The 14,556-nt window shown below is 49.3% G+C and carries 16 protein-coding genes; 14 read left to right on the top strand and 2 right to left on the bottom strand.

Features of this window, described 5'->3' with window-relative positions; all coding sequences use genetic code 11:
* Nucleotides 1–77: 77 nt before the first annotated feature.
* Together GRF59_RS19070 and GRF59_RS19065 are read right to left on the bottom strand one after the other, a co-directional pair.
* A complete protein-coding gene (locus GRF59_RS19070; RefSeq protein WP_160499312.1) occupies nt 78–362 on the bottom strand; it encodes a transposase in 285 nt (94 codons plus the stop codon).
* A gap of 14 nt (nt 363–376) precedes the next feature.
* On the bottom strand, nt 377–1,492 hold the full coding sequence (locus tag GRF59_RS19065; RefSeq protein ID WP_160499311.1) for a serine hydrolase domain-containing protein: 1,116 nt from the start codon (nt 1,490–1,492) through the stop codon (nt 377–379).
* A gap of 359 nt (nt 1,493–1,851) precedes the next feature.
* Between GRF59_RS19065 and GRF59_RS19060 the strand changes: the two genes are divergently transcribed.
* From GRF59_RS19060 to GRF59_RS18995, 14 genes are all read left to right on the top strand, one after another.
* Nucleotides 1,852–2,040: a hypothetical protein gene (locus GRF59_RS19060; RefSeq protein ID WP_036651115.1), complete on the top strand. Its 189-nt coding sequence runs from the start codon at nt 1,852–1,854 to the stop codon at nt 2,038–2,040.
* A 180-nt stretch (nt 2,041–2,220) separates the two neighbouring features.
* Nucleotides 2,221–2,970 carry a type I methionyl aminopeptidase gene (gene map / locus GRF59_RS19055; protein ID WP_160499310.1) on the top strand — a complete coding sequence of 250 codons (750 nt, stop codon included), beginning with the start codon at nt 2,221–2,223 and terminating at the stop codon, nt 2,968–2,970.
* Between the two features lie 377 nt (nt 2,971–3,347).
* The gene (coxB, locus tag GRF59_RS19050; protein WP_160499309.1) at nt 3,348–4,391 is read left to right on the top strand and encodes a cytochrome c oxidase subunit II; all 1,044 of its coding nucleotides are present in this window, start codon (nt 3,348–3,350) and stop codon (nt 4,389–4,391) included.
* Nucleotides 4,392–4,469: 78 nt separating this feature from the next.
* On the top strand, nt 4,470–6,320 hold the full coding sequence (gene ctaD, locus GRF59_RS19045; RefSeq protein ID WP_160499718.1) for a cytochrome c oxidase subunit I: 1,851 nt from the start codon (nt 4,470–4,472) through the stop codon (nt 6,318–6,320).
* On the top strand, nt 6,317–6,943 hold the full coding sequence (locus GRF59_RS19040; RefSeq protein WP_160499308.1) for a cytochrome (ubi)quinol oxidase subunit III: 627 nt from the start codon (nt 6,317–6,319) through the stop codon (nt 6,941–6,943). The genes ctaD and GRF59_RS19040 overlap by 4 nt, the downstream gene beginning before the upstream one ends.
* Before the next feature lie 3 nt (nt 6,944–6,946).
* Entirely contained in the window at nt 6,947–7,270 is a 324-nt protein-coding gene (locus GRF59_RS19035; RefSeq protein WP_160499307.1) for a cytochrome C oxidase subunit IV family protein, read from the top strand.
* Between the two features lie 99 nt (nt 7,271–7,369).
* Complete coding sequence (gene ctaG, locus GRF59_RS19030; RefSeq protein ID WP_160499306.1) at nt 7,370–8,281, top strand: cytochrome c oxidase assembly factor CtaG; 912 nt, start codon at nt 7,370–7,372, stop codon at nt 8,279–8,281.
* 30 nt (nt 8,282–8,311) lie between these two features.
* The gene (locus GRF59_RS19025) at nt 8,312–8,776 is read left to right on the top strand and encodes a DUF420 domain-containing protein (RefSeq protein WP_160499305.1); all 465 of its coding nucleotides are present in this window, start codon (nt 8,312–8,314) and stop codon (nt 8,774–8,776) included.
* Between the two features lie 547 nt (nt 8,777–9,323).
* Complete coding sequence (locus GRF59_RS19020) at nt 9,324–9,989, top strand: DUF4850 domain-containing protein (RefSeq protein ID WP_160499304.1); 666 nt, start codon at nt 9,324–9,326, stop codon at nt 9,987–9,989.
* A gap of 230 nt (nt 9,990–10,219) precedes the next feature.
* Complete coding sequence (locus GRF59_RS19015) at nt 10,220–10,939, top strand: hypothetical protein (RefSeq protein WP_160499303.1); 720 nt, start codon at nt 10,220–10,222, stop codon at nt 10,937–10,939.
* A gap of 77 nt (nt 10,940–11,016) precedes the next feature.
* The gene (locus GRF59_RS19010; RefSeq protein WP_160499302.1) at nt 11,017–11,427 is read left to right on the top strand and encodes a GntR family transcriptional regulator; all 411 of its coding nucleotides are present in this window, start codon (nt 11,017–11,019) and stop codon (nt 11,425–11,427) included.
* A complete protein-coding gene (locus GRF59_RS19005) occupies nt 11,428–12,342 on the top strand; it encodes an ATP-binding cassette domain-containing protein (protein WP_160499301.1) in 915 nt (304 codons plus the stop codon).
* Nucleotides 12,343–12,344: 2 nt separating this feature from the next.
* The gene (locus tag GRF59_RS19000) at nt 12,345–13,247 is read left to right on the top strand and encodes an ABC transporter ATP-binding protein (RefSeq protein ID WP_160499300.1); all 903 of its coding nucleotides are present in this window, start codon (nt 12,345–12,347) and stop codon (nt 13,245–13,247) included.
* Nucleotides 13,240–14,535 carry an ABC transporter permease gene (locus tag GRF59_RS18995; protein ID WP_160499299.1) on the top strand — a complete coding sequence of 432 codons (1,296 nt, stop codon included), beginning with the start codon at nt 13,240–13,242 and terminating at the stop codon, nt 14,533–14,535. The genes GRF59_RS19000 and GRF59_RS18995 overlap by 8 nt, the downstream gene beginning before the upstream one ends.
* Nucleotides 14,536–14,556 lie beyond the last annotated feature (21 nt).

Here is a 14,556-nt window from a genome sequence, read left to right as displayed (position 1 = left end):
TGAACGCGGGCAATCGGAAATATCCGTGAGCCCGCTCTTGAAGATGCCTTTTGGCATAAAATATCTGAAGTCAATCCTTAGGAAGGGTCGCCGCCTTGCTGTTGTTTGCGGGGATGCGTAATTTTGCCGATCTTGTCCGTGTCGTTTTCCTTCGGAACCAGGCGAGGATCGGTCCGGCCTTCATGATGATTGTCGTAAACGAGCTCGCTCAGCTGCCATTCGGTGGTTCCCAGCATCGGATCAGCCGGGAAATCCTGGCCTCGATGCAGTATTTCCTCGCGTCCCCATTCATTGGTATAGACTCCGTCAACCTCGACTTCTTCACGGGAAACGGGCAGCATGGCTTTGTTTTTGTTTTTCATTCAAGAGTCCTCCTTCAATTGCTGTCGGGATCATTCTGCTGAAGACGTAAAACTGCCTTATTAACGTTCCCATCCTTGCTGCGGATTATCCGTTCCTTGGCGGCAGATCCGTTCAAGGCCTTTAGGATGAATTGCTGCAACAGAGGTTTGGGATTCTTCCAGCGGCTCACCTTGCAATCAGCGGTAAAAACGACGACGGCATCCAGTTCGGGAAACACATAGATTTGTTGTCCGCCATGCCCGTGCGCATAGCTGAATGCTTGTCCGTTCATCTTGCCTGTCCACCAGCCGAAACCGTAATCTCCGAAAGCGGGGTAACCCTCCACTTGGGTCTGCAGCGCCTGGCTTAGCCAGGTAGGGGAAATCACCTTCCGTCCATTCCAATTCCCACCTTCCAGGCAACATATACCGAATTTCACCATATCCCTTGACGTAAGATATAGACCGATATGTCCCATGCTGTGGCCTTCAGGACTGGAAGTCCATTCAGCATGCTCGATGCCCAGCGGCCCAAATAAATGCTCCCTCGCATAGCTGTATGCATCCTGACCCGTACATTCCGAAAGAATGACAGACAGGAGATGGGTGTCAACGCTCCGGTATTGAAAGCATCCCACCATTTCCGGAAGCACCGGCAGGGAGAGGGCATACGAGGTCCAGTGCCTGCTCCGGTGAAAGTGGTGAATGAAGGGTTCCCCCAGCCTTTTGCCGGTCTGCCAGGCCAATCCGGTAGTCATGGTTAATAATCTCCTGAGCGTGAGGGTCCGATGCAGGGCCGGATCGGTTCTTTCTGAAGTGTATCGTTCAAGTATGTTCATGAGCGGCTCATCCAGATCCGGCAGCTGGCAGCGGTCTAGGGCAATTCCCGTCAGAATTGAGGTAAAGCTCTTGGTGGCCGATCTCAAATCATTCAGTGATCCCCTATTCTGGCCATTATAGTATTTTTCATAAATCAGGTCGCCGCTCTGGGCTACGAGAAAGCTGTGCATTTTCGGAAAAGAGTTGCGGATGGCTTCATCGGCCAGGTTCAGTAAATGTTCGTCACAGCCCTCCTTGTCCGGTTGGCGGTAGGGAAAGGGCGGGGGACGGTAGGATGGTGCTCTAAACATCGGCATATCATGGCGTTCCATGTTCAGATCTCCTTTCCAAAGTCCTGAAATGATGCGTGATTTTTAATTGTTATTATGTACTTAACCCGATTAGCCGATGATCAAAGATAAGAACCTTTGAATTCATTGTAAAAAAACTTAATCTATTCATTTTTTTGGAAAGCTGTTTTCGGCAGCAGAATATGATACAATGAAAGGAGTGATTCAGACTTTCCGTCTTAGGGTATGTTACATTTCAGAGCCTAAAGCGGGAGCCGGGAGCGTTCAAGCCCAAACCTAAATAACTAACTGCAAACGACTACTTCTTCATGTCAGGTAAGGTCTTTTCGGCATTCTCTTAATTGGAGCAATCCATTCAAGTGTTTTGGGAGGGAACTATCATGGCAACGAAAGGTCATAACGAAGTAAAAGAAAGTCTGCGGGAAATGACACGGATTTTCCGGCCTAAGGATCCGAAGAAATTTGTTAAGGAATACGTCCGGAAATATCATATTATGGGAGGGTACGAGGAAGAATTGACCTCGGTTGTGGAGCATGAACTCGGAAGAATGAACTCTTCTGTTTCATAATCACTTCAGTGCCGGTACAAAATATAAATAAAGCAATGGATATAGAACCGTATTCCGCGGAGCTTTCGCGGAACTGCGGTTTTTTTTGTGTTGTTAGCTGATTCCCGGCTCAGCGGCTCGCATATAGTGTAACATTCCCCGTTTGATGGGCATTTAAGCGTAGGCGAAAGGGAGTGCAACATGGAAATAAGCTTGAAAAGCAGGGAAGAGATCGGCTATATGCGGGAGGCGGGCCGCATTCTGTCAGCCTGTCACCGGGAGATTGCACAGATGATCGCTCCCGGCATAACTTCTCTTACGATTGATGCTTTCGTTGAAGAGTATTTGTCCAGGTATGGGGCATCTCCCGAGCAGAAGGGGTACCGCGGGTTTCCGTTTGCCATCTGCTCTTCCGTCAATGATACCGTCTGTCATGGCTTTCCGAATGATGTTCCCTTGTCGGAAGGGGACGTGATAACCATTGATATTGTCGTTAACAAGGATGGCTGGCTCGCGGATTCCGGCTGGAGCTACGGAGTAGGGAGGCTGAGCAGACCCTTGCAAAAGCTTCTGCTGAAGACGGAACAGGCACTGTATGCCGGGATTGATCAAGCCAGAATCGGAAATACGATCGGAGACATCGGTTATGTTATTGATAAGGCGGCACGCAAGGGACGATTTGGCGTTGTAAAGCCTCTTGTCGGTCACGGTATCGGTAAACAGCTGCATGAGCCGCCGGATGTGCCGAACTATGGCAGGCGCGGAGATGGTGAAACGCTGGTCGAGGGGATGGTCATCACGGTCGAGCCCATATTTACGCTGGGTTCTACCGGGGCCGTACTATGGAATGATGACGGCTGGAGCATTCAGACGGCGGACGGCACAAGCGGTGCGCAGTTTGAGCATACCGTTGCCGTTACAAGAGAAGGGCCGATGATCTTGACCAATTAGGAGCCGATCGGCTCCTTTTTTTGTTGAAAAATGACGATTTGATGACGATTCAAACCTTGGAAAAAGGGGAAATATGAATGAAAGATAAGAAATGTGGGTATACGAAAAGGGATTGTTAAGGTTCCAAACCGAGGGGCTGAAAGGGGGGTGCAGGCACGGTGGAAACGATTGCAAACGCTTGTGTGGCGCGACTTTCGGCACTTTTCGAACAATTTGTGAACTAGGTCAGAAACATTGACAAAATAGTACCTTAAACTTATATTAAATAGGTGATTGTTTTAATTGACAGTAGCAATTCATCCGTTATAGCGCAGGTGATTGACCGCTGAATGTGTCTTTGGCGGCGCCTGTGAAAATGTACAAAGTGGGGTAGATCAATGATGAAACGGTGGCAGGCTGTAAAGCGACTCCTTCCCTTGCTCGCAGTATTTTCTCTGCTTTTAGCCGGGTGCGGCCGCGAGGACTTGTCGGCATTACGACCACAGGGGCCTGTGGCGGAAGGACAGTACGATTTGATGAAGCTATCAATCACGATTATGATCGTGGTCCTGATCGTCGTATTTGCAATTGCGGTATACGTTTTGATTAAGTTCCGCAGGAAAAAGGGACAAACAGATGTGCCTGAACAAGTGGAAGGTAACTTCAAACTGGAGATTATCTGGACAGTGATTCCGCTTATTCTGGTGTTCATTCTCGCCGTTCCTACGGTTCAAAAGATTTTTGCTTTTGGTGATGACCACTATAATGAAAAGGGCTCCGTACAGGTAAAAGTAACTTCGCACCAATACTGGTGGGAATTTGAATATCCTCAGTACGGCGTGAAAACCGCCCAGGAACTGGTATTTCCAACAGGCAAGAACATCGCTTTCGAGTTGAAAACTGCTGACGTTCTTCACTCTTTCTGGGTACCGTCCCTGTCCGGTAAAATGGACACGAACCCGGATGGAACCATTAACCGGTTCAGCTTTAGCACGGATAAAGAAGGGGTTTACCGCGGTAAATGTGCCGAGCTTTGCGGTCCTTCACACGGTTTGATGGAATTTAAGGTTAAGGCTGTGAACCCGGATTCGTTCGACAAATGGGTTGCGGCAATGAAAGCACCGGCCGTTCTGCCTAAAGATCAGGCACTGGCTGAAACTTTCAAGAAATCTTGCCTGTCTTGCCATGCTGTAGGTGATCAAGGTGGTCCAGTAGCTCCGAATCTTACAGGCATCGGTTCCCGTGAATCTGTTGCCGGTATCTTGCTGAATGAAGGTCAAGACGGCGGCAAACCGGTTAAGGAAAACCTCAAAACATGGCTTGAAGATCCACAAGCTGTGAAACCGGGCAACAAAATGCCAGCTCCAAAAGATTTGGGTCTGACAGATGAACAAATCGATGGCATTGCCGATTACTTGGCTAACTACAAATTGAACTACTAAGCAGCAACAGCAAGATTTTTATAAGAGGGGGTACCAACCTTGGCTCATGCTCATAGTGTCAAGCGCCATAAGGGCTTAATGGATTGGCTTACGACAGTCGACCATAAAAAAATAGCCATACTTTACTTATTGGCTGGCGGCTTATTCTTCGGGATCGGCGGTATCGAAGCGGTATTGATCCGTTTGCAGCTGATCAAACCGATGAATGATTTCGTATCAGCCCAGACCTTTAATGAATTGATTACGATGCACGGTACGACGATGATCTTCCTGGGCGTTATGCCCGTGATCTTTGCACTGATGAATGCGGTCATTCCGCTGCAAATCGGTGCACGCGACGTCGCATTTCCGTTTTTGAACTCACTCGGCTTCTGGACGTTCCTGTTCGGCGGTCTGCTGCTCAACCTGAGCTGGATTATGGGCGGTGCGCCGGATGCCGGCTGGACGTCTTATACTCCGCTTTCGACGACGACATACAGTACAACGCACGGCGTTGACTTCTACACCGTCGGCCTTCAGATTGCCGGTCTCGGTACGCTGATCGGGGGCATCAACTTCTTGGCTACGATCATTACGATGCGTGCGCCGGGAATGTCCTTCATGAGAATGCCGATGTTTACATGGACATCCTTTATTACTTCTGCGATGATCCTGTTCGCCTTCCCGGCCATTACGGTTGGTTTGGTACTGCTCTCGTTTGACCGGATTCTGGGAGCTAACTTCTTCGAAGTGTCCAATGGCGGTAACCCCGTTCTTTGGCAGCATATCTTCTGGATTTTTGGTCACCCTGAAGTGTATATCCTCATCTTGCCGGCTTTCGGCGTTATTTCCGAGGTTATACCGACATTCGCGCGCAAACGTCTCTTCGGATACAGCTCCATGGTGTTTGCAACCATCCTGATCGCCTTCCTCGGCTTCATGGTTTGGGCTCACCATATGTTCACAACGGGTCTTGGCCCGGTTGCGAACGCGCTGTTCTCGATTGCGACCATGCTGATCGCGGTGCCTACAGGTATTAAAATCTTTAACTGGTTGTTCACCATGTGGGGCGGTCAAATCCGCTTTACAAGCCCGAACTTGTTTGCGATCGGTTTTATCCCTACCTTCGTTATGGGTGGCGTTACAGGGGTTATGCTCGCATCGGCTCCTGCTGACTTCCAGTTCCATGACACATATTTCGTCGTAGCCCACTTCCACTACGTTATTGTGGGTGGTCTCGTATCCGGTCTTCTCTCAGGTCTGCATTACTGGTGGCCTAAGATGTTCGGTCGTATGCTGAACGAATCGCTTGGCAAATTGTCTTTCTGGTTCTTTATCATCGGTTTCCATCTGACTTTCTTCGTACAGCATTTCCTGGGTCTGATGGGTATGCAGCGCCGCGTATTTACGTATCTGCCTAACCAAGGCTTCGATACGCTGAATATGGTAAGTACCGTCGGTGCGATTCTGATGGGTATCGGTATCCTCTTCTTCCTGATCAATGCCATCGTAACAGCCTTCAAGCCTAAAGGCGTGGCAGACGATCCTTGGGAAGACGGACGTACGCTGGAATGGGCGATTCCTTCCCCTCCTCCGGAGTACAACTTCAAGCAGATCCCGCTTGTGCGCGGTATCGATGCTTTGTGGAAAGAAAAAATGGCTGGCAACAAAGGCATGACTCCGGCAGAACCGCTCGGACCTATCCATATGCCATCGCCAACGATTCTTCCTTTCGTAATGTCTGTAGGTATTTTCATTGCCGGTCTTGGATTCATGTTCAGTAAAGAGGATTTCTCGAATTCCTTTATGAGCCTGATCTTCAATAACTGGATTGTCGTGATTATCGGTTTGTTGATCACTTTCGGTTCCATGCTGCTGCGTTCCCTGTATGACGATCACGGCTGGCACATCGAAGTGGAAGAGCTCGATGAAGAGGGGGTAAAAGCATGAGTACAACGCATGCAGAAACGGTAGACGGCGCACTGCCGCACGAACCGGAAAAAGCGACGTTGGAAGGCCGCAATAAAGTGCTCAGCTTCTGGCTCTTCCTTGGTGGAGAGGCCGTGCTGTTCGGTACCCTGTTCGCGACTTTCCTGGCGCTTCGCAATCAAACGAACGAAGGGCCAACCGCAAATGAGCTCTTCTCCTTTACGACGACAGCCCTTGCGACTTTGATCCTGCTCGTGAGTAGTTTGACCAGTGTGTTCGCCGTTCAGGCGATGCACCGACATAACGTCGCTAAGCTTCGCGTATGGTTAATCGTTACAGTTATTCTGGGCCTTGGCTTCCTCGGCCTCGAGATTTACGAGTTCTCTGAATATGTCATCGCCGAGAAGTTCGGCATGACGACCAGTGCGTTCAGTTCGGCGTTCTATACGCTGGTTGGCTTCCACGGTGCCCACGTTGCTTTCGGTGTACTCTGGATTTCAGTCCTGATCGGACAACTGTTCAAAAAAGGTTTGACGGTCGTAACGGCGCCTAAGGTTTATGTGTCGGCAATGTATTGGCACTTTATCGACGTCGTGTGGGTATTCATCTTTACGGTTGTTTACCTGCTCGGAAAGGTGGGCTAAGACATGACTTCTGCAGATCATCAGGCGACTCATGACGCAGTGAAACACAGCCAACGTCATGAGGGACCACAAAAGCATATTATAGTATTCATTTTCTCCATCATTCTGACGGCCATCGCTTTTGCAGCCGTTATTGCAGGCGGAGTGAACACGGCTTTCACCGTTTTGTTCCTCCTTCTGATGGCGATCATTCAAGTTCTGGTACAAATGGGTTACTGGATGCACTTGAAGGATCGGGGTCACATGATGCCCATCATTTTCATGATAGGCGGATTCTTCGTAGCCGGTACGGCGATTGTCACAGCATTGTACTGGGTTTGGTGGTAAAATAGAGAAAGAGGCGGGCTTTGGCCCCCTCTTTTTTTCAATGAAGGCGAGCTGTCACAAATTCGACAGAACTGATGCTGCCTGAGAGGAGGTTTTAACATGCTGGGGTTAGAATATTTTAGCTTTAGCGCTTTGTTCAGTCCGTTATTTCTCGCATTTATGCTGATCGTGACGGCTGCGTATTTTGTTGTTATCGGACCGCTTAGTGAGAGGTTTGCCGGCGCTGAACCCGTGTCTTTAAGCAAAAAGATCAGCTTCGTCTGCGGTATGTTTATTCTGTACCTTGCTCAAGGCGGGCCGATCAGTCTGCTCGGACACATGATGTTCACGTTTCACATGACCACGATGGCACTATCGTATCTGGTAGCGCCGCCACTGCTCATGATGGGGATCCCTGCATGGTTGTGGAGAGCGATACTGAAAGTGAATCCGTTCAAGAAGCTCGGCTTTTTTGCCAAGCCTGTCGTTGCGGCGGTCGTGTTTAACGGGTTATTCTCTTTCTATCACTTCCCGGCCGTTCATGATTATGTGATGCTGCATTTTGCGCTGCACAGATTGTATTATCTGGTGCTGTTCATCGCAGCCATTCTGATGTGGTGGACCCTGATTAATCCGCTGCCCGAGAAGGACAGAGCTTCCGGACTTACGAAGATCGGCTTTATCTTCCTGAACATGGTCCTGCTGACACCGGCCTGCGGTCTGATCATTTTCTCGACCAAGCCGATGTACGCGACTTACAGCGATCCGAATATCTGGGCCCAAGCGATGGGATACTGCGTATCCGGAGATCCGTCGAAGCTGTTGCAGGCTTTTGGCGGTCCAACTTTTTTCAACATCATGAGCACAAAGGTAGATCAGCAGGTTGGCGGAATCGTGATGAAGTTCATCCAGGAATTTATTTTCGCGTCCATGCTCGGAAGAGTATTTTTCCAATGGTATAAGACTGAGAATAAAGAAGATGACGATATAGCGCCGGCCGAATATGGCGAAGGTTCGTTGAACCGGGCATAAGCTGATGTATACGAGGTAAGGAGGATTTTCATGGATTTATACATGCTGATGCCGACAGTCAGCACATCTTTTATTGTCATCAGTGCGATTTTGGTGGCAATCGGCTGGGTGCTCATTATTCAGGGCAAACGCGACGCCCACAAAAAGGTAATGATAAGCGGTGCGATCGCGGCGCTGCTGTTCTTCATTATTTACGTTTCCCGAACCGCTTTCGTAGGTAATACATCCTGGGGCGGATCGGACGAAATGAAAGTGTATTACCAAATCTTCTTGATCTTCCACATTACGCTGGCGACGATTGCTGCCGTATTTGGGATCACCACGCTGGTGCTGGCTTTCAAAGAGAAATTCTCGAAACACCGGAAGTGGGGAAGAGTTACGGCAACCATTTGGTTTGTAACGGCCATTACCGGCGTAGCTGTTTATGTCCTGCTGTATATTTTATATCCAGGCGGGCATACCAAGCCGGTGTGGGAAGTCATTTTGGGCGCATAAGATTGGATGATATCCATTCTGCAGTAGACAAGCATAAGAGACCTTTTCAGATGTCCGCAACCGGGCAGGGTGAAAAGGTCTTTTTGTTCGTTCTGACTCATAATAGTATCTGGGCGGAATATCATAAGTCTGCCGTATCATTTGGGTGAGGGGTGGATGGGAAAAATCGCATTTTTACTTGATTCCTATGTTCTTGGACCTAGAATGTGGGTATTAATAAAGGAACGCCATAAAAATAAACGGTAACATTATGCTTCCTGATCACGTTTAAAGTTTATAAGGGTGAACCTCTAAATCACTGAAAAGGTCCGGGATCCACATGAAACGTAACGGCTTTTGGAAACAGGAGGGTCAGAGGGCCAGACGTTATGTTCTGGCAGTAGCAGCTATCGTAACATTACTGTTTACAACCTCGCTCTCGAACCCCGCAAAGATGTCGGCAGACGAGCAACAAGAAACTAGGCAGACAAATCAGAACGAAACGCCACCCGTATCCGGAAAGCCGTCTGATTCAAAGCAAGGCCCGAGTGCAGATGATCCCGAGAGTATGAGCAAGCAACCGGCAGTTCAATGCGGTGTGCTTAAGCTGGAGCAATCGTCAGAAAAACGCATCAAGCAAATTCCGCTGTATTGCATATCAGGCAAATTTTACGGTGAGTATATTCCATCCAATCTTCCGCATAAGGAACTGCCGGTGATTCAAGGAATATCCCTTCCGTCTTCGGATTCGACGCGCTGGGGAGCCTACCTTTTGAATGAAAGCAGTACCTATGGCTATCTCATGCTCGCACCGCGTCACTGGGAGGTTACCCTGGCGGATACAGGTATGGATGGCTCTGTTAAAATCGAGATGCGAGACCCGGCGGACCCTGGCATTCATATGACTTATTTGGATGTTGGTCCTTGTATGGGTTGCGCGATCGGAAAGATTGGGAGTCTTTTTCCGGCGAAGAAAAAATGGGCGGAAGAACAAGGTTTTGCTGAGGATACACCTGTGTTCAAGAGTAGAGTAGAATTGAATGAGCATATCGTGCAATACAGATTGAAAAAGGATGCAGAGGCGTATGAAACATACGGTGCGGCATTTCAGTATCTCGGGCAAAGCAATGCCATGTTCACGATGCTCGAGATCGAAGTACCTGCGGAAAAAGCGCAAGACGCACAGACGATGCTTGATTTTTATACCAGAAATCCCGGAACTTTTGTATATTAATATGGATGATCGATTGTTGAATGATCAGGCTCAGAGCTCTATTAGGGAGTTCGGGCCTTTTTTTTGTGCGAGAAATCGTATTATAAAATTTTCCAAAATATTTATGGAATTCCTATTGCGTGTTGGAAAGTTACACTATATACTGTGTATAAAGATATACACAGTAAGCACACCGATGAGGTGTATATACACACTTAACAGATAACGAAGAATGAGCGGGGGAGAGCCGTTTGGAAAACACGAAGAGAGCCTGGTCCATGATCCTCAAAGATTTGAAAGGCGAGAAAAAGTATTTTATGTGGACGATTGTATTTGCCGCTTACATGGCTTTTACGTTTGGCATGGCGATTAGAGGGCAGATGGAAGCACCCAAGTATGTAAGTCCGGTGACGGATGGTTTGTTTTTACTACTGATGCCGATGCTGGGCTTCTATTTCTGCAGAAGATCCTTTAAGTACTTAAGCGAAGATTCATATACGCATATGCTTGCCTATTTTCGTGCACTGCCGATTTCAGACCATGTGGTGATTGCGTACCGGCTGATGCAAAGCTTTTTGGCCTTTGTGATTAACGGGATCGTGTTCTTCGGTCTGATGTATTGGATTGCCGAGCCAGTCCGCAGCGAAATGACGATTGCAGGCTATCTGGCATTAGCACTTACCTGGATTGGATACGGAATATTGATGACGGGACCATACATGTACTTTGAATTTTCGAATCACGGCAAGGCCTATTTCAGATCGACATTCATCCTGCTCGCAGTGGCGGTGATTACGGCAGCCACTATCAAACTATGCGGCGGCAATCTTCTGAATTTCTCGATTGAAATGGCGGCAAAATGGAGTCTGCTGTCTCCGATCATGTGGTCGATGCTTGCAGCAGCAGCGGCAAGTTTGACGCTTTTTTCAAGAATAACATTACGTAAGCTTAGAAGCAGAGATCTGGTGTAACAAGATAAATATAGGCTCCCCGTCAATAGAGCGCCGAAGCGGCGACTGTTCGAGAAGCAAGAGGTGAGGTGCGAAAGGTGTGGATTCCTATACAACTGAATGAAAACAGCGCTGAACCGCTTTACCATCAGATCGAATCCCAGTTAAGATCGCTGATCATCAGCGGACAAATCAAGGAGGGAACCCTATTGCCATCCATCCGGGAATTTGCAGGAGGATTAAACTGCAGCGTCATTACGGTTCGCCGGGTGTATCAGGACCTGGAAGGCGAAGGGCTGCTGCGGACGAAGCAAGGAACCGGAACGTTTGTCGCCAAGGTCGGGGATTCACAGCGAGAAGTGTTCAGACGGGAAGCAGTAGAAGAGGCGCTGAGCTCGGCAGTCGATGTCGGCATTTCCGTCAAATGCGAAGAGGAAGAACTGAAACAACTGTTCTTAAGGATATTAAATCAGAAATATCATCCGTTAAAGGGAGAAGGTGATGCTTAGATGGAACAGGTCGCCATTGAAATGAAGGGTATTGAGAAGAAAATGCGGCAAAAGCTGATCGGCCCCATCGATCTGAAACTTCCCAAGGGTTATGTCATTGGACTGATCGGGGAGAACGGCTCGGGCAAAAGCACGCTCATGCATATGATGCTGAAAATCGTTTTTCCCGACCGGGGCAGCATTTCCTGGTTCGGCGAGAGCTACAAGCAGGAGATTCCGCAGCATATCCGGTGCCAGATCGGTTTCGTGTCCGAGAAGTCCAGCAGTGAGGAGGATAACCTGACCGCAGAGGAAGCGGCGGAGTTTCGGGCACAGTGGTATCCCGAGTGGGATCAGATGTATTTTGAAGAGCTGCTCGGGAAATTCAAGGTTCCGCGGAACATCAAGCTGAAGAAAATGTCCAAGGGAGAGCGGCGTAAATACGAGATCTCAGCAGCGCTTGCGCCGCGTCCGAAGCTGCTGCTGCTGGATGAACCCTCGTCGGGGCTTGATCCCTTCGCCTGGAAGCTCATGATTGATGAACTGAGAAGCTACATGGAATCGGGCGAGGCCACCATTCTGCTGTCAACGCATATCGTTGATGAGGTCAAAAGACTGGCGGACTATGTGCTGCTCTTGCATCACGGTAAGTTGCATGGCATGGCGGAAAAAGACAGCATGATGGACAACTGGAAAGAGGTTTGGATGAATGGAAGTCCTGAGCTTGCCGAAGATTTGCCGGGAATTATCCAGGTACAGCAGGAAATGCAAGGTGTCTTACGAATGATAACAACGGAGTGCCAAGCGACGGAGCGGATTTTGCATGACTCGGGAATAACGGTTTTAAAGACCCGAACGCTTGAGCTTGATGAAATATTAAGCCTATGGCTAAAAGGCCATCTGCCTGCTGGAACGCAGTCAGGGAAAGGGGAATAAACATGGTATCGCTACAACTGGATCATGTGTTTAAGCAGTATGGGGAGAAGACGGCAGTCAACAACATTTCGCTTCAGGTGGAGCAGGGCGAGATTTACGGGTTATTGGGCGCGAACGGCGCCGGCAAGACAACAACCATGCGGATGGTGCTGGGGCTGATTTACCCGGATGGCGGGGACATCCTTTACCACGGCAAGGCATACAGCAATGAGCTGACGCGGGTCATGGGATATCTGCCGGAAGAACGGGGATTGTATCCGAAAGTGAAGATCAGCGATCAGATCGTTTATCTTGCCCGCCTCCGCGGCATGTCCAAACAGGATGCGGACAAAAGCTTGCGCTATTGGCTCGACAGGTTCGAGGTGCCTGAGTATTACGATAAACGGATTGAAGAGCTGTCCAAGGGCAATCAGCAGAAAATGGGCTTTATCGCAGCCATCGTGCACAAGCCGCAAATCTTGATTTTGGATGAAGCCTTCAGCGGCTTGGATCCGGTGAATGTGGAGCTGCTCAAGGCTACAGTCAAGGAGCTGCGGGACAACGGAACGAGCATCTTATTCTCTACCCACCGCATGGAACATGTCGAGGAACTGTGCCGCCGCATCACGATCCTTGACCGGTCGAATACGGTCGTGCAGGGAGACATTAAAGAAATCAAAAGCCGTTATCCGCGTGAGGAAGTGATTTTGTACACTCAAGGACAAGTGGATCGGCTGGATTCCATTCCGGGAGTCAAGTCGGTAGATCGTGTGGACCGGGGGTATCATATTCATATCCGCACACCGGAAACAGCCCAGTTGATCCTGCAGCATGCGATGGCGGAAACGACGGTGGAGCGCTTCGAAATCAAGGAGCCGACACTGAACCAAATCTTCATTCAAGAGGTGGGGGAGTCCAATGAATAACAATTTGGGAACCATAATCGGATTCACGTTTAAAAATAAAGTCAAAACGAAATCCTTTCTGATCACGACGCTGGTGCTCGCTATCGTCATCACGATCGGCATGAATCTGCCGTACCTGATCAAGCAATTCAGCGGAGGGGATGACGGCAAGGCTACGCAGATCGGCCTTATGTACGGCAGTCAGCAGGAGACCGCGGCGGAGCTGGAGAAGTTTGCGGCGGCTGCAGGCAGCAAGGATTACGCCTTCGTGAAATATGAGGGAAGCAGCGAGGATCAACTGAAGCAGGATGTCAAGGACGACAAGCTGGAAGGCTACCTCAAATTTGAGGAAGACCCAGGTGACAAGTCATTCCCGAAGGTGGTTTACGCTGGCAACGGAGATATGAGTCAGAGCCTCGGCACCTATCTGCAAGGAGCCTTGCAAAACGTCAAAACGACCTTGATTACAAAGGATTCCTTGACGGCGGAGCAAATTGCCGCGTTGAATAAGCCGGTGTCCTTCAGCTCAACGGATATCTCCGATGACGCCAAAGCCAGCGCGGGCAATGATGCGGAGAAGGACAGAAACCAGAAAATCATGAATTACGTGACTGTCTATTTCCTGATGATACTGTTCTTCAGCTCCAACATGATGACAGGCAATATGATCGCAGCGGAAATTACCGCTGAGAAGAGCTCACGCATTATGGAGATTCTCATTACCAGCGTGAAGCCCCTCAACCAGATGTTTGGCAAAATCATCGGGATATTCTTGGTGGGGATCGTTCAGATCGCTGTGTTCGGCATCGTGATCGGAGCCAACCTGATGCTGCCGAATAACGTCGGCATGCTGAAAGAATTTCACCTTAGCCTGACGGATATTAACATGGAGGTGCTGCTGTTCGGCCTGGCCTTCTACATCTTCGGTTACTTCCTGTTCGCGGTGCTGTACGCCGCCATCGGTTCCATGGTGAGCCGTACCGAGGAGCTGGGGCAGGCGGTAATGCCTATTACAATGCTTGGCCTGGCCGCGTTCTACATCGGTATTTTCAGTATCAACGCCCCAGGCAGCATGTTGATCAAAGTTACCAGCTTTATCCCGTTCACGGCGCCGACCGCGATGTTAGTACGTGTTGGCATGGGCGAGGTACCGACGTGGCAGATCCTGATCTCGCTCGCACTCTTGATATGTTCGATCCTCGTGTTCGGCTGGCTGTCTGCGAAGATCTATCGCACCGGCGTTCTGATGTACGGCAAGCGTCCATCGTTCAAAGAGCTGCGCAAGGCGATGAAGGCGTATAAAATCTAGTCATAGGGCACATGGAAATTC

The organism is Paenibacillus dendrobii (assembly GCF_009807035.1).
Taxonomy (GTDB): domain Bacteria; phylum Bacillota; class Bacilli; order Paenibacillales; family Paenibacillaceae; genus Paenibacillus_AQ; species Paenibacillus_AQ dendrobii.
Note: the sequence above shows the minus strand (reverse complement) of the source record. Positions and strands in the feature narration are given on the sequence as shown.

What these genes read in the sequence shown, in the direction of transcription:
- GRF59_RS19070 (WP_160499312.1), bottom strand. Translation starts at nt 362, where the DNA reads ATGAAAAACAAAAACAAAGCCATGCTGCCCGTTTCCCGTGAAGAAGTC.
- GRF59_RS19065 (WP_160499311.1), bottom strand. Translation starts at nt 1,492, where the DNA reads ATGGAACGCCATGATATGCCGATGTTTAGAGCACCATCCTACCGTCCC.
- GRF59_RS19060 (WP_036651115.1), top strand. Translation starts at nt 1,852, where the DNA reads ATGGCAACGAAAGGTCATAACGAAGTAAAAGAAAGTCTGCGGGAAATG.
- map (WP_160499310.1), top strand. Translation starts at nt 2,221, where the DNA reads ATGGAAATAAGCTTGAAAAGCAGGGAAGAGATCGGCTATATGCGGGAG.
- coxB (WP_160499309.1), top strand. Translation starts at nt 3,348, where the DNA reads ATGATGAAACGGTGGCAGGCTGTAAAGCGACTCCTTCCCTTGCTCGCA.
- ctaD (WP_160499718.1), top strand. Translation starts at nt 4,470, where the DNA reads ATGGATTGGCTTACGACAGTCGACCATAAAAAAATAGCCATACTTTAC.
- GRF59_RS19040 (WP_160499308.1), top strand. Translation starts at nt 6,317, where the DNA reads ATGAGTACAACGCATGCAGAAACGGTAGACGGCGCACTGCCGCACGAA.
- GRF59_RS19035 (WP_160499307.1), top strand. Translation starts at nt 6,947, where the DNA reads ATGACTTCTGCAGATCATCAGGCGACTCATGACGCAGTGAAACACAGC.
- ctaG (WP_160499306.1), top strand. Translation starts at nt 7,370, where the DNA reads ATGCTGGGGTTAGAATATTTTAGCTTTAGCGCTTTGTTCAGTCCGTTA.
- GRF59_RS19025 (WP_160499305.1), top strand. Translation starts at nt 8,312, where the DNA reads ATGGATTTATACATGCTGATGCCGACAGTCAGCACATCTTTTATTGTC.
- GRF59_RS19020 (WP_160499304.1), top strand. Translation starts at nt 9,324, where the DNA reads ATGAGCAAGCAACCGGCAGTTCAATGCGGTGTGCTTAAGCTGGAGCAA.
- GRF59_RS19005 (WP_160499301.1), top strand. Translation starts at nt 11,428, where the DNA reads ATGGAACAGGTCGCCATTGAAATGAAGGGTATTGAGAAGAAAATGCGG.
- GRF59_RS19000 (WP_160499300.1), top strand. Translation starts at nt 12,345, where the DNA reads ATGGTATCGCTACAACTGGATCATGTGTTTAAGCAGTATGGGGAGAAG.
- GRF59_RS18995 (WP_160499299.1), top strand. Translation starts at nt 13,240, where the DNA reads ATGAATAACAATTTGGGAACCATAATCGGATTCACGTTTAAAAATAAA.